Raw genomic sequence first — 14,313 nt, forward strand, 5'->3', positions numbered from 1 at the left:
GTCCTCCCTAGTTTTGTCACCATGAATTTCACGTTTACCTTCTTTCACTTTATCGAAAAATCACTGAGAAAACAAAGGAAAAATGCTTATACTTTTGCTCTGACGAGATTAGCTGTCGCTCTAAACTTTCATATCTCGCAAAATAAAAACAACCTATTCGAAAATAGGTTGCATCACGATTATTCATCGCCCTCTTTTAATTGTTGTCGGACATAAGTAAGCTGCTCTGCTTCAACCTCTTCTAGAGCCATTCCAACGAGATTAACTGATCTTGTATTTTTAACTTTTAATTTTTGCTCAGTGTTATCTCTTAAGTAACGCGCACGCTTTGCAGAAACTGTCACTAACGTGTACTTTGAATTAATTTTTGTCATTAAGCTGTCAATGGATGGGTTTAACATTACTCAACCTCCGCTAATTCTTTGTATTTTTCAATCAAACGTTCCTTTTTACAATGCTCTGCAGTGACAATGGCCTTAATCCTTTCAACTGCTGCTTCTACTTCATCGTTTTCAACAACGTAGTCATACTTGTCCATCATCTCAATCTCATCTTTAGCAACCGTCATCCGGCTGTCAATTAAATCCTTCGTTTCTGTACCTCGTCCTTCAATTCTGCTTCGCAATTCCTTCAAGCTTGGAGGCATTAGGAAGATAAATACACCTTCTGAAAAAGACTCTCTCACTTGAAGCGCTCCTTGCACTTCGATTTCTAAAATAACATCTTTCCCCTGTGCCAACGTGTCTTCCACATAGGCGCGTGGGGTACCATAATAATTATCGACGTACTTCGCCCATTCTAAAAGCTGACTATTTTTTATCATACTTTCGAACTCTTCTTTTTGTTTAAAGAAGTAGTTCACGCCGTCGACTTCTCCTTCACGAGGATTTCTTGTCGTTGCTGATACAGAATATTGAATATCTGTGTCGTGATTTCTTAACGCACCGCAGACCGTACCTTTCCCAACGCCTGATGGTCCTGAAAGAACGATAAGCAACCCTTTATCTTTTTTCATAGTTCCCTCCAACTTTACTTAATATTTCTTAGTGTTTCTTACATAGAGAGGCTACACTCACTTAATTTTAATTATCTGTATTTGACAAAACACGAAGCCACCGGATAAACCGATGGCATTGTCAAGTGTGTTTCTAATGTACAAAAAAAAATGAAAAAGGGCAACCTTTATAGAGGATGTTCAAAAAGTCCGGGAAAAATAGCTGTCGGAGAATAGGATCTCCTGCTAAATACAGCCACGTCCTGTGACAACGCAGGAATCACCCCCATCCTGGGAAAGCTCGTTAGCTTGCTTCTGCGCCACTCATGTAATAATACCATACGTTCCGTTGCTTCAAGCTGCGCTGCCTCGATCTTCGCAGGCTTATTTGTCCTCGCACGCACTTATAAGAGAATATTCTTATAAGCTCAGAAACCTAAGGTATTGAAAGCATCTACTACGAAGGACCGCTTGAACAACCTCTAATAATAATTATTCGTCTGTTACGTCATCTTTATTAAATACTCGTTGAGCCACGGTTTCTGGCTGTACTGCAGAAAGGATTACGTGGTCACTATCTGCAATGATCACCGCTCTTGTGCGTCGTCCATATGTAGCATCAATGAGCATATTCCGGTCTCTCGCATCGGTAATAATTCGTTTGATCGGCGCAGATTCTGGACTTACGATCGAAATGATTCGGTTTGCCGAAACAATATTTCCAAATCCTATATTTATTAACTTAATATCCATGGTGTTTTCCCCTAACCTATTCATAGTATTGTTTTAGCTATCTTACATTTTAAATCTTTAAAGCGGTTATCTTTCTTTAGCAAATTCTTTTTTGTTATTCAATATTTTGAACTTGTTCACGGACTTTTTCTAATTCGGCCTTTAAATCTACAACGCGCTGACTTATTTCAATATCGTTGGCTTTTGATCCAATCGTATTAAATTCTCGATTTAATTCCTGAACGAGAAAGTCCAACTTCCTGCCAACAACGCCATCACCTTTAATGATTGTAAAAAACTGTTTTAAGTGACTATCGATTCGGGTTAATTCCTCTTGAATATCAGATTTTTCACTAAAAACAGCAACCTCTGTTAAAATACGAGATTCGTCTGCTTCCAGCTTACCCGATAGAAAGTCATTCACTTTTTTCGTTAATTTTTCCTGGTATTGCTGATGAACAGCTGGTGCATAGCTGCGTAATTCATCCGTCCACTTTTGCATTAACGAAGCTCGTTCTGTTAAATCATGAAAAAGTGTTTCGCCTTCTCGCTTTCTCATTTCATGAAGCCTATTGGCTGCTTGTTCGATTGTGTTAAACAAAAGATTCTGAATCTCTTCAGTCACATCTTCTGCTTCTTCAACTGAAACGACATCTTCATGAGTTAACATGTGATCAAAAGGAAATAGTGCACTTTCCTCCTCTAAGGTATGCTTCATTTTCTCAAAGGCTTGACGATATTCTAAGAGAAGGTGCCAATCTACAGACAGTTTTCGTTTGACTAAGCTGTCTCCGCTTACAGTGACAAATACATCAACTTTTCCACGGTGGACGTAACGCCCGATGATTTTTTTCAACCGGTCTTCAACCATTAGAAATTGACGAGGCATGCGTACATTAATTTCGCAAAATCGATGATTAACACTCCTCATCTCTACTGTAACGCTAAAAGATTCGTTCTCCTCAAAGGATCGTCCATATCCTGTCATACTTACTAACATTTCTATCACATCCACTCTATTTCTATTCTAAAATATCTTAAACACCTTTTCAAATATTCGTGTGTTTTAAAGCTTTCGTGCCTTAGCGTAGAGGCTGCTGAATAAGTAGCATACGCCTACATAGCAAGAGGATAGGCTCTTTCTCATGGAGAGAATCTGCAAGGACATAACTCTTCTTTTGCTAAAATCTTTGCACTTGAATTTGAGAGTTGTATTTGAGTTCTAGAGTTATTCAGCAATCGCTAGCGTAAAAGTGCGAGCTCAAAAAGAGCCGGGTAGGTCGAGGCGGAGAAGCGAGCCAACGAGTTCCCCAGGATGGGGGGGCTCCTGTGTTCGCCACAGGACGTGAGCGGACTTTTTGATCACCCTCTAAGTGAAAATAGCAAGTGCTTCGTGGTCAACATCGAGACAACTCGAAAATTGCACGAAGCACTGTTCAGTTGATTTCCTCTCTTTTTTTATTTAATCATGAAAGAGCGTTTTCTGCCAAGTCTTTCCTTATGATGAAACAGTTGAAATCCAGCTAACGCAACTGTCGGAACTGAAGCAGAAGCTAAAATTAACAGCCAGTGGTCAATGCTTAGGTTGACGGTGTGGAAAACGGACTGTAGCGGCGGATAATAAATGACGACCAACATTAACGCAATTGACGATAAAACAGCCCCTACAAGGTACTTGTTTTCAAAAGGATTCCGGTGAAACACGGAATGCTCGCTTCTGCAGTCAAACACATGGATGAGCTGAGCCATAACGAGAGTAGCAAAGGCTACCGTTTGAGCTAACACGAGATTTTCCCCACTTGACTGATATGTCTGCCAAAAGGCAAAAAGAGTAACTGCACCGATCATAAATCCACGGCTAATGACTTTCCAACCGAGCTTTCGGGCAAAAATACTTTCGTTTGATGCACGAGGGGACCGTTTCATCACATCACTTTCTGCTTGGTCCATACCAAGAGCCATTGCCGGTAAGCCATCTGTAACAAGGTTAATCCATAAAATTTGAATCGCAACTAAAGGCAGCGGCATCCCTAACATCATCGCAAACAACATAACGAGAATTTCACCTACATTGGACGCTAGCATGTAACGAATAAACTTGCGAATGTTATCGTAAATGTTACGTCCCTCTTGAATCGCTGCTTTTATCGTTTTAAAGTTATCATCACTTAATACGAGGGAGGACGCTTCTTTTGCTACATCTGTTCCTGTTGTCCCCATCGCGATACCGATGTTTGCTGCCTTAATTGCCGGGGCATCATTAACCCCGTCCCCGGTCATTGCAACAATATGGTCGCGGGCTTGAAATGCCTTCACAATTTTTAACTTGTCCTCGGGCGTTACGCGTGCAAATACGTAAACATCATCGACAACACGACTGAGTTGTTCAACGGTGCAAGCCGCAAGTTGAGAACCGGTCATCACTTTTCCTCCAGAAGGCAGCATTCCGAGCTTTTGAGCAATGGCTTGAGCAGTTAATGCGTGATCTCCTGTAATCATCACCGTTTTGATTCCGGCCTTTTTACATTCTTCAATGGCGCCATAAACTTCCTCCCTTGGCGGATCGATCATTCCTTGGATTCCGATGAACGTCAGATTTTTCTCAGCTTCCCCTTCCGTTTCTGGTAGCTCTCCTGCTTTGAGCTCTCGAAAAGCAATAGCAATCGTTCTGAGCGCCCTTGAAGCCAATTCTTCTACGAGTGCAAACTGTTTTTCCTTTTCGTATGACCCCATCTTCGCTTTTCGCCCGTTTTGCAATAGCATATCTGTGTTCTCTAGCACGACATCCGGTGCGCCTTTCGTGACAATAAAACGCGAACCGTCTTTCTTGTTTTTCACAATGACACTCATCATTTTCCGACTCGAATCAAAAGGAAATTCTTTTTCAATTTCATAGGACTGCATTAATGAGCTTTGCGAGACACCGGCTTTTAATGCTGCAGCTAAAAGAGCTCCTTCTGTCGGATCCCCATCAAGAACATACCGCTCCGCCTCTTTCCGTTGAAGTTGAGCATTATTGCATAGTACCCCGAATGTTAATAGCTGCCATAACGGCTTTTCTTTTACCGGATCTATTTTCTTTTTTCCCAAATAAAACTCGCCGTCCGGTTGAAACCCACTTCCTGTTACTTCCCAAAGTGTTTGATCGGAATAAAGAGTTGTCACTGTCATTTCGTTTTGTGTTAAAGTTCCCGTTTTGTCTGAGCAAATGACAGTGGCACAGCCTAATGTTTCTACTGCTGGGAGCTTTCTTACAATGGCATGACGCCTAATCATTCTTTGGACACCTAATGCAAGTGCAACAGTTACGATTGCTGGTAGCCCTTCAGGAATAGCAGCGACAGCTAACGATACACCTGCAAGGAACATCGTATACACGTCATGCCCTTGAATAATCCCGAATAATACGACTAAAGAAGTTAATAAAAGGGCTGCTGCAATAAGCACCTTTCCTAACTGTTCCAATCGTCTTTGCAGCGGAGTCTCCATCGTCTCGGTCGTTTTCAGCAGGTGTGCGATTTTCCCCATTTCCGTCTTCATTCCTGCAGCAACAATCATCCCGACACCGTTTCCCTGGGTAACGAGTGTCCCCATAAAGGCCATATTTTCCTGATCACCCAAAGACAGTGACTCATGTGTATGAAGAGCTTCTGAAGACTTTCTAACTGAGAGCGATTCTCCGGTTAACGCCGATTCCTCAACGTACATACTCTCACTTTGGAGGAGGCGTAAATCTGCGCCTATACGATCACCTGCCGACATCTTCACAATATCACCGACGACAGCTTCATGGGACGGAATCCGTTTCCACTGTCCTCCTCTAAGTACTAGCATTTGTGGTGCGGATAATGCTTTTAATGATGCAAGAGACTTTTCAGCTTTGCGCTCTTGGAAGAAACCGAGAAAGCCGTTCAACAAAACGATGAACATGATCGTCATTGCATCAATGTACTCACCAAGTAAACCTGAAATGAGTGTAGCCGCTAATAATACGAGCACCATAAAGTCTTTGAACTGTGAGATGAATAAAAAGAAGAGCGGAGTTCTTTTCCCATCATCGAGCTTGTTCAGTCCGTGCTGCTTTAGGCGTATTTGCGCTTCTTCATCTTGGAGTCCGTTAGTTAAATCCGTCTCAATCTCTTGTTCTACTTGGTCGACATCCATCTGATACCACTTCATCGCTCCACCTCTTTTATCTCATGAATAAATAAGTGTTTGATTGTTTTGTGTTTGACCATCCTATTTTTCAGTAAGACAACCTTTACAAGCTATCTTTATTCAGAGAGTGAGGGAAACATGCTAGAATGTGGGTGGTTGTCCGAATTCCTTTTTGGTTAGCGGTCTCTTTGCTATAATGAAAGTAATGTGGAATTCAATTGGCGGTGATTAGAAATGGCATTTGATGGAATTGTAACGAAGGCTGTCACGGAAAGCCTGCAAGAAACGCTTGTAAGTGGACGAATTACAAAAGTTCACCAACCTTATAAATCTGACTTAGTGATTACGGTTCGGGCGCGCGGAAGAAATCACACATTATTTATTTCCGTAAACTCAAACTTTGCCCGTTTTCACCTTACAAAAGAAAAATATGATAATCCTAAAGAACCACCTATGTTTTGTATGCTTTTAAGAAAGCATTTAGAGGGTGGCATCATTGAAAGAATTGACCAGGATGGACTGGAGCGGATCGTTACGGTCTATGTTAAAGGCCGAAATGAGTTGGGGGACGTATCCGCTAAAAAACTCGTTTTAGAGCTTATGGGACGTCATAGCAACCTCATTTTAGTCGATGATGACGAAGGAATGATTTTAGATAGTATCAAGCATATCCCACCTTCTTTATCAAGCTACCGGACAGTTCTTCCCGGTCAACCTTACAAAGAGCCTCCACACCTAGATAAACTCAATCCACTGGATGCTGACGAACGTTTACTCCTACGTAAGCTCCAGTTTCAAAAAGGAAAGATGGATAAACAAATTCTTGAAAAATTCAGTGGCTTCTCTCCGATGATTATTCAAGAAATTATCCATCAAGCAGGACTCGTCAATCAAACGACACTACCGTCTGCTTTTTTTAAAGTATTGGAACCGGTGAAGCAAAAAAACTATACACCTCAAATTCTATTCGGCAAAAAGCAGGAGTTCTTCTCTGTCTTGAATTTGACACATATCCAAGGAGAAAAGCATTCCTTTAATTCCGTCCACGACATGCTCGATCGTTATTATTACGGCAAAGCACAGCGGGACCGGGTTAGGCAACAGGCTCATGACTTAGAGAAATTATTAAAGAATGAATACAATAAAAATAAAAAGAAAATTAAAAAGCTGGAAAGAACGTTACAGGATTCAGAGAAAGCTAATCGTTTTCAGCGATTCGGGGAACTGCTTACAGCTCATATGCACCTCGTGAACGAAGGAGATGCATATGTAGAAGTGATGGATTATTACGATCTTGATCAGAAAATGGTCACCATTCCCCTCGATCCGCAAAAAAGCCCTTCTGCTAACGCTCAGCACTTTTATAAAAAATACAATAAGCTAAAGAACTCCGTAGCTGTAGTCGAAGAACAGATTGTTAAAGCAACTGAGGAAATGGCGTATTTGGATCAGCTTATTCAGCAAGTGGAAGCAGCCGCTCCAAGTGATTTAGAGGATATCCGCGAAGAGTTGGCAGACGAAGGCTATATTAAAAAACGTCGCGTTGCGAAAAAAAAGAAAAAGACAGACAAACCCCAACCTGAAAAATACCGTTCAAGCGAAGGTATTGACATTTTTGTTGGGAAAAATAATAAACAAAACGAATTTGTAACTAACCGGATGGCACGACAAGATGATACGTGGCTCCATACGAAAGATATTCCCGGTTCTCACGTCGTTATTCGCAGTCAAGACTTTACGGAAGTAACATTACATGAAGCCGCTAACTTAGCTGCCTACTTTAGTAAAGCAAGAAGTTCAGGACAAGTACCTGTGGACTTTACGCTCGTTCGACATGTAAAAAAACCGAGTGGTGCTAAGCCTGGTTATGTCATTTACGATCAGCAAACAACGCTGTTTGTAACACCAAATGAAGAATTAGTCCGAGAATTAAGAGCGAAGTAAGCGAGGCCGGTGGATTTGAAGAAAATGGCTCTTGATAATTAGAGGCTACTCAATAAGTAACATACGCCTACATGGCAAGAGGATATGCTCTTTCTCATGGAGAGAATCTGCAAGGAAATAACTCTTCTTTTGCTAAAAGCCTTGCACTTGATTTTGAGAGAGCCAAGGGGGCTGCTGCAATGGCGGAGACTCCTGCAGGAAAAGCAACAATGGTTTCCTTGCGACGAGGAACCGCAGGAGCAGCAGAAGACCCCGCAGTGAGCACGCCTTTCGCGAATGAGGAGGCTGATGCGTTGCCTGCGGAAAGCGAAGCCATGGAAGCGGCACCCTTTGTATTTGAGTTCTAGAGTTATTCAGCAATCCCTAATTACGTTTCGTGACTAATCAATCACAAAAACGACCTCAGCCAACATCGGCCAGAGGTCGTTTTCTTATTAAGGATATAAATAAAGCTTATTTACTGCCCAGATGCATCATTCAACACTTTAAACTGCGCTTTGACGAGATCGTAGTATTCGCCTTTTTGCTCCATAAGCTCACTGTGATTACCTTGTTCCAAAATGTTACCGTGTTCGAGCACGATAATATTGTCTGCTTCACGAATCGTTGATAGTCTATGCGCAATCATAATAGCGGTACGACCATCTAATAATCGCTTAAGTGCTCTTTGAATGAGTTGTTCCGTTTCGGTATCAATTGAAGCTGTTGCTTCATCTAAAATTAAAATTTGCGGATCAGCTAACAAGGCACGGGCAAAAGAAATCAATTGGCGTTCCCCAACAGATAATACGTTTCCTCGCTCTTCAACCTCGGTTTCATAGCCGTTTTTTAACTGTTGAATGAACTTTTCAGCCCCAACCGTTCGGGCTGCTTCCATGACTTCTTCATCTGTTGCATCAGGCTTACCAAAACGGATATTCTCCATAATCGTACCTGAAAAAATAAACGTGTCTTGTAATACAATACTTACTTTTTGACGTAGGCTGTTGAGTGTTACGTCTCTTAAATCATGACCGTCGATTGTGACCTTTCCTCCTGTCGGGTCGTAAAACCGGCTGATCAAGTTGACGACCGTCGTCTTCCCGCTCCCGGTATGACCAACAAGTGCAACTGTATCGCCACTTTTAATCGAAAGGTTAATGCCGTTTAATGCTTTACGCGCATCATCATAAGAAAACGCGACATCCTTAAACTCGATATCACCACCTATATACTTAAGCTTTTTCGCATTAGCTCGTTCCGGTACTGATGGCTGTTCGTCTAAAAATTCGAAAATTCGTTCGGATGAAGCCATCCCCATTAATAACTGGTTATACACTTGACCAAGTCGGGAAATCGGCTCCCAGAACATTCCGATGTATAATGCAAAAGCAAAGAAATCACCGATGGAGATTGAGCCGCCTTGAATTAAGAAAACTCCGTACCATAAAAGGACTGCTGTTCCGATTGCTCCGCTCATTTCTACAAAAGGACGAAACATCGCATTCTTTTGTGAAGCATTGCGCCAAGCCTCATAGTTTTCTGAGTTCATGTTGTGAAAGAATCCGATGTTTTCTTTTTCCTGCGTATAGGATTGAGTGACGCGAATGCCTTGGATACTTTCATTTAGATGCGAATTGATTTGTGCTTGCTTAATTCGCACATCCTGCCATGAACGTCGGATATTTCTCCGAAGTTTCGTGGAAATAAAGAACATAATCGGTAAGACAACCATGATCGCCAGCGTTAACTCCGGGCTGATCATAAACAATAGGAAAATGATTCCGAAGAGCATGAGTAAATCCATTAACAGATTAATAACACCATTTGTGAACAGCTCTTGTAACGAATTCACGTCATTTGTAATACGGACGAGTATCGATCCGGCAGAACGCTGGTCAAAAAAACGGTGAGACAGGCGCTGAATGTGATCAAATAAGCTTTTTCGCAAATCAAAAATTACATATTGTCCAAGTTTATTCATGTAGCGGATCCGTAAATTATTTCCGATCCAGGAAAGGACATAAAGGCCGGCTATGATCGCGACCATTAACCAAAGATAGTTAAGATCCCCGTGTTCAATAATGTTATCTAACGCGTAGCTACCAATGAGCAGCGGTGCGATGAGCCGAACGGCTGTGGAGATGATCATCGCGATTATAGCCATCGGCAAAAGTGTTTTCGAATAGGGTTTCATATACCGCAGCAATCTCACCATTTGCAGCCAGTTGAATGGTTTTTCAATCGCCTGGTCTGTAGAATAATGAAACCTCTTTAATGTTCGATCTTCAGTTTGTTTGTCATGGATATTTTCCTGCGCCATTTAATCACCCCCTCATTACTTCGCTTCTTGTAAAACGGCGTGGCGGTCCTTAAATTGAATATCGTAAATACGGCGGTAATGACCGTTGTCACTCGTTAACAACTCTTCGTGTGTGCCGCGTTCCACCACTTCCCCGTTATCTAACACGATGATTTCATCTGCATGCATTAGTGATGAAATACGGTGAGCAATAATAAAGGTTGTTCTGCCTTTCATTACTTCATGGAATGCCGCTTGAATTTTCGCTTCTGTTTCCATGTCCACCGCACTCGTTGCGTCATCAAGGATCAGTATGCTTGGGTCTATGCAAATTGCTCTGGCAATTGCGATCCGCTGCTTTTGTCCGCCTGACAGACCCATTCCTCTTTCTCCTAAAATCGTGTCATAACCGTCCGGAAGATCTTCAATAAAATCGTGTGCTTGGGCCCGTTTTGCTGCATCGATGATTTGTACCATCGTCGCATCAGGAGACCCGTAGGAAATATTATCTTTTATTGTTGACGAAAACAGAAATGATTCTTGAAGCACAACACCAATATTATGACGTAGTGACTTTAACGTATAATCATCAATCGGTCTCCCGTCCACATATATTGTTCCGCGATCCGGTTCATAAAAACGAGAAATCAGTTGCGTGATCGACGTTTTTCCAGATCCTGTCGCACCGATTAAACCAACTGTTTTCCCTCTAGGAGCATTAAAATTAATATTCTTTAATGCCAGTTGCTCTTCCTCATCATAACGATGACTCACATTTTCAAAGGTAACATCCCCATCTAAACGTGTTTTTTCAATAGCTCCTGGTTTATCAAGAATATCTTCATCTTCATCTAACACTTGCAGGAGTCGCTCTCCTGATGCTTTAGATTGAGAGAACGTATTGACGATAAAGCCTAAGTTCATTAATGGTCCGATAATGTACCAAATCAAGCTGAAAAAGGCGACGAGGGCACCTGGCTGAAGGGCACCTGTAATGACAAGCCAGCCACCGTAGCCTAGTAACGCCACAACCGAAATGTGACCGATCAATTCCATTAACGGGAAAAACTTCGCCCAAATGTTTGCTGTGTACACATATTTGTCTTTATAATCGGTGTTTTTATCTTGGAATCGCCCCATTTCATAGTCTTCTTTCGAAAGCGATTTTACTGTATTCATCCCACTTATATTTTCTTGTACCTTCGTTGTCATTCCCGCAAAGGATTTCCGAATACTCGTAAATGCCGGATGGACTTTCTTATCAAACCGGTAAACCGTAATGACGAGAAATGGCATTGACGCCAATGTAACAAAGGCGAGTGACGGGCTGTAATAAAACATAATGCTTAAACTTAATCCGACAAGCATCGTTAAGTTTATTAACTGAGCAAAGCCGAATGACAAAAAGAAACGGAATCCCTCAACATCCGCCGTCAAACGTGACATCAGGTCCCCCGTCCTTGCGTTATCGTAATATCGAAAGGGTAGAAATTGCAGCTTTCGGTATAAGGCGTCTCGTAATTGATAGACAGCCTTAATCCCAAAAAGGTCACCTAAATATTGGTGGAAGTAGGTTGCAACTCCTTTTAATGTCATAAGGACCATAAACCCAAGTGCTACGTATGGAACCAAGTCATAATTGCCAGCAATGACGACGTTATCAATCGTAATTTGCAAGATAATTGGATAGACAACAGTGATGCCCGTAACTAATAGTAAAAATAGAATAGACCAGAAAAAGTATCCTTTAAAAGGCCAGTAAAACTCTTTTAAGCGTTTAAATGTATTCACAATTCGTCACCTCCTAAATCGTATGTACAGCCTTATTTTCAGAATAATTTTAAAAAAGTAACATTACTAATTTACCGAATTCCGAAATAAATGGCTATTCCATTATTTAGTTATATTCGTTCATAATGGGGGATTTTTCAAAACTTTTCTTGTTATTTCTTGGATTTAAGTACTATTACACGCATTTTCATAAAGTTTCTAAGTGCTCGACCTCCTATAAGAGTTAGTACTCGCTTGTAAAATCGGCGTTTTGGCTCGTAAAAGTATTTTTGTAGCATATATCAGCTTAATTCTAAAGTATATCGGTGGAAATGAAGCATATTTTGAGGGTTCGGCAGATAATGCAACGTGATTCCCCCACTCCCTCTCAGCTCGTCTTAAAATATAAATAAGTGCCTCCTTATTTTTATTAAGAAGACACTCCCATCCATTTCTATGCTTTTGTTGCGACCGTTATTAATGCCATTTCTTCAAGTCCCGAATAATGTGATACGTTACACCAGCCGGCTTCAGTTAATAGTGCTTCGATCCTCTCTGATGAGAAACGATGGCGCTTTTCTGATACACGCCCCCACTGCATCAGCGTATTCCGCTCATCTCCGGTTAAACGGTGCTTTTCAATATACGCTGAAACCGTATCAAGTGAAATATTTTTCGAAGGGTTTAGCAGCCCGATCTTACCTTTACTTGTTGAAACTCGATGAACCTCTTTGAGAACGTTTAGCGGTTCTGGCATGAGAAACAATACGCATGCAGCGAGACTGACATTAAAATGATCGTTTTGAAAAGGCAAGCGTTCTGCATCTGCGACAACAAATTGCGTTTTGGTACGAGGATGTGTATCTTTTAAAAGTTGTTCGCTCCGCGTCACCATCGCTTTTGATAAATCAATGCCAGTTAAATTGGCGTTATCTATCGCTCCTTTGGCTAAAATACGCCCCGTTCCGCAGCCGATATCGAGAATGTTTTTTCCCTCCCACGAACCAAGTGCAGACAGCAACTGTGCATGTAAAGCTGAAAGCCATTTAGTTTGTGCCATTCGATCAAAAAACTCGACTCTATCATCAAACTCGCTGCTTGTAAATTTTCTCATGATTGAATCCCAACCCTTATTGTTGTTGTGACCAGCCGATTGGATCCTGCTGCCAAGACAAAAGAAGGTTTTGCTCATTTGCGGTAATTTCTCCTCTATTGACCGCTTCTGTTACAAGGGCTTTAAAGTCGGTGATCGTTTGGTAATCGAGCTCACAAGCATCAAAAGCTTCCTTCCCTTTCGCTAGTCCGTAAGTAAAAATCGCAGCAACTCCTAATACATGAGCACCAGCTTCTTTAACCGCTTTGGCTGCATGAATCGAAGAGCCCCCTGTTGATATTAAATCTTCGATAACAACAACACGATCTCCTTTTTTCAACCGGCCTTCGATCAAACTCTTTTTTCCATGTTCCTTTGGTTTTGAGCGGACATAAACCATAGGAAGACCAAGCTCCTCTGCAACCCAGGCCGCGTGAGGAATCCCTGCCGTCGCCGTTCCAGCAATAGCCGTCACTTCAGGATAATGGGTGTTAATTAGCTTGACAAATCCCAAAATCAAATCACGTCGGACATCAGGGTAGGACATCGTGACGCGGTTATCGCAATAAATCGGCGCTTTCAAACCAGAACTCCACGTAAAAGGCGCTTCGGGCTTCAAAGAGACCGCCTCAATCGATAATAAATGATTTGCAATCTGTTTATTCATGACTACCTCTCCATTCTGTTAAATACTCGGTGTACGCTGCTTTAGGGGCGTCAGCTCGTGTAATTCCACGTCCAACGACGATGGCACTGCAGTTCATTTTCCGTGCCTCGGCTGGTGTTACGACACGTTGTTGATCTTGTTTATCATCACTAGCAAGACGGATTCCGGGAGTCACTGTCAGGAACGCCTTTCCTAATCTTTCAGTAATCGCTTTTGCTTCCAGTGCTGAACAAACAACGCCGTCCATTCCACTCTCATTCGATAGTGAAGCTAAATGTAACACATGCTCTTGTAAACTTTCATGAATATGCCATTCCCTTTGAAGCATCGTTTCATCGGTACTCGTTAAATGAGTAACAGCGATACATGAAGGACGGCGCTTCCCGGCAGCTGTGCCCTTTTCTAAACCTTCTCTTGCTCGACTCATCATTTTTTGACCACCTAACGCATGGACGTTTACAAGATCAACTTCAAGCTTTGCTAGATTCGTCATCGCCCGTTCTACTGTAGTCGGGATATCATGAAGCTTTAAGTCTAAAAAAACCTGATGGCCTTCTGCTTTAAGTTCTTCAACAAGAACCGGTCCTTCACGGTAAAACAGCTCCATGCCAACCTTTACAAACAGAGGTTCATCAAACGATGTTAAAAAGTTCATGGTTTCTAGTTTTTCAGGA

At 41.8% G+C, this 14,313-nt stretch carries 12 protein-coding genes; 2 read left to right on the top strand and 10 right to left on the bottom strand.

Going from position 1 to position 14,313, the window contains the following annotated elements; all coding sequences use genetic code 11:
* Positions 1-179: 179 nt before the first annotated feature.
* From rpoZ to CDZ94_RS05280, 5 genes are all read right to left on the bottom strand, one after another.
* The gene (gene rpoZ / locus CDZ94_RS05260) at positions 180-401 is read right to left on the bottom strand and encodes a DNA-directed RNA polymerase subunit omega (protein WP_096435463.1); all 222 of its coding nucleotides are present in this window, start codon (positions 399-401) and stop codon (positions 180-182) included.
* A complete protein-coding gene (gene gmk / locus CDZ94_RS05265) occupies positions 401-1,015 on the bottom strand; it encodes a guanylate kinase (RefSeq protein WP_096435464.1) in 615 nt (204 codons plus the stop codon). The genes rpoZ and gmk overlap by 1 nt, the downstream gene beginning before the upstream one ends.
* 471 nt (positions 1,016-1,486) lie before the next feature.
* Positions 1,487-1,747: an extracellular matrix/biofilm regulator RemA gene (remA, locus tag CDZ94_RS05270; RefSeq protein ID WP_096435465.1), complete on the bottom strand. Its 261-nt coding sequence runs from the start codon at positions 1,745-1,747 to the stop codon at positions 1,487-1,489.
* Positions 1,748-1,841: 94 nt separating this feature from the next.
* Positions 1,842-2,726 (bottom strand): YicC/YloC family endoribonuclease, encoded by an 885-nt coding sequence (locus tag CDZ94_RS05275; RefSeq protein WP_096435466.1) that lies wholly within the window; start codon positions 2,724-2,726, stop codon positions 1,842-1,844.
* A gap of 458 nt (positions 2,727-3,184) precedes the next feature.
* Positions 3,185-5,905, bottom strand: a complete 2,721-nt coding sequence (locus tag CDZ94_RS05280) for a cation-translocating P-type ATPase (RefSeq protein ID WP_096435467.1) — start codon at positions 5,903-5,905, stop codon at positions 3,185-3,187.
* 213 nt (positions 5,906-6,118) lie between these two features.
* Between CDZ94_RS05280 and CDZ94_RS05285 the strand changes: the two genes are divergently transcribed.
* Both CDZ94_RS05285 and CDZ94_RS21165 read left to right on the top strand, forming a co-directional pair.
* Complete coding sequence (locus tag CDZ94_RS05285) at positions 6,119-7,828, top strand: Rqc2 family fibronectin-binding protein (RefSeq protein WP_096435468.1); 1,710 nt, start codon at positions 6,119-6,121, stop codon at positions 7,826-7,828.
* 179 nt (positions 7,829-8,007) lie between these two features.
* Positions 8,008-8,175 (top strand): hypothetical protein, encoded by a 168-nt coding sequence (locus tag CDZ94_RS21165; RefSeq protein WP_157811966.1) that lies wholly within the window; start codon positions 8,008-8,010, stop codon positions 8,173-8,175.
* Positions 8,176-8,285: 110 nt separating this feature from the next.
* Here CDZ94_RS21165 and CDZ94_RS05295 read toward each other — a convergent pair whose 3' ends face one another.
* From CDZ94_RS05295 to pyrF, 5 genes are all read right to left on the bottom strand, one after another.
* Positions 8,286-10,130, bottom strand: a complete 1,845-nt coding sequence (locus CDZ94_RS05295; RefSeq protein WP_096435470.1) for an ABC transporter ATP-binding protein — start codon at positions 10,128-10,130, stop codon at positions 8,286-8,288.
* Between the two features lie 15 nt (positions 10,131-10,145).
* Positions 10,146-11,900 (bottom strand): ABC transporter ATP-binding protein, encoded by a 1,755-nt coding sequence (locus tag CDZ94_RS05300; RefSeq protein WP_096435471.1) that lies wholly within the window; start codon positions 11,898-11,900, stop codon positions 10,146-10,148.
* A gap of 433 nt (positions 11,901-12,333) precedes the next feature.
* Complete coding sequence (locus CDZ94_RS05305; RefSeq protein ID WP_157911695.1) at positions 12,334-12,993, bottom strand: class I SAM-dependent methyltransferase; 660 nt, start codon at positions 12,991-12,993, stop codon at positions 12,334-12,336.
* 16 nt (positions 12,994-13,009) lie between these two features.
* Positions 13,010-13,639: an orotate phosphoribosyltransferase gene (gene pyrE / locus CDZ94_RS05310; protein ID WP_096435473.1), complete on the bottom strand. Its 630-nt coding sequence runs from the start codon at positions 13,637-13,639 to the stop codon at positions 13,010-13,012.
* Positions 13,632-14,294 (bottom strand): orotidine-5'-phosphate decarboxylase, encoded by a 663-nt coding sequence (gene pyrF, locus CDZ94_RS05315; RefSeq protein ID WP_245415703.1) that lies wholly within the window; start codon positions 14,292-14,294, stop codon positions 13,632-13,634. Before pyrF ends, pyrE begins: the two co-directional genes overlap by 8 nt.
* Positions 14,295-14,313: the final 19 nt, after the last annotated feature.

Source organism: Alteribacter populi, from assembly GCF_002352765.1.
Lineage (GTDB): Bacteria > Bacillota > Bacilli > Bacillales > Salisediminibacteriaceae > Alteribacter > Alteribacter populi.

What these genes read in the sequence shown, in the direction of transcription:
- CDZ94_RS05280 (WP_096435467.1), bottom strand. Translation starts at nt 5,905, where the DNA reads ATGAAGTGGTATCAGATGGATGTCGACCAAGTAGAACAAGAGATTGAG.
- pyrF (WP_245415703.1), bottom strand. Translation starts at nt 14,294, where the DNA reads ATGAACTTTTTAACATCGTTTGATGAACCTCTGTTTGTAAAGGTTGGC.
- rpoZ (WP_096435463.1), bottom strand. Translation starts at nt 401, where the DNA reads ATGTTAAACCCATCCATTGACAGCTTAATGACAAAAATTAATTCAAAG.
- CDZ94_RS05285 (WP_096435468.1), top strand. Translation starts at nt 6,119, where the DNA reads ATGGCATTTGATGGAATTGTAACGAAGGCTGTCACGGAAAGCCTGCAA.
- remA (WP_096435465.1), bottom strand. Translation starts at nt 1,747, where the DNA reads ATGGATATTAAGTTAATAAATATAGGATTTGGAAATATTGTTTCGGCA.
- CDZ94_RS21165 (WP_157811966.1), top strand. Translation starts at nt 8,008, where the DNA reads ATGGCGGAGACTCCTGCAGGAAAAGCAACAATGGTTTCCTTGCGACGA.
- gmk (WP_096435464.1), bottom strand. Translation starts at nt 1,015, where the DNA reads ATGAAAAAAGATAAAGGGTTGCTTATCGTTCTTTCAGGACCATCAGGC.
- pyrE (WP_096435473.1), bottom strand. Translation starts at nt 13,639, where the DNA reads ATGAATAAACAGATTGCAAATCATTTATTATCGATTGAGGCGGTCTCT.
- CDZ94_RS05275 (WP_096435466.1), bottom strand. Translation starts at nt 2,726, where the DNA reads ATGTTAGTAAGTATGACAGGATATGGACGATCCTTTGAGGAGAACGAA.
- CDZ94_RS05295 (WP_096435470.1), bottom strand. Translation starts at nt 10,130, where the DNA reads ATGGCGCAGGAAAATATCCATGACAAACAAACTGAAGATCGAACATTA.
- CDZ94_RS05305 (WP_157911695.1), bottom strand. Translation starts at nt 12,993, where the DNA reads ATGAGAAAATTTACAAGCAGCGAGTTTGATGATAGAGTCGAGTTTTTT.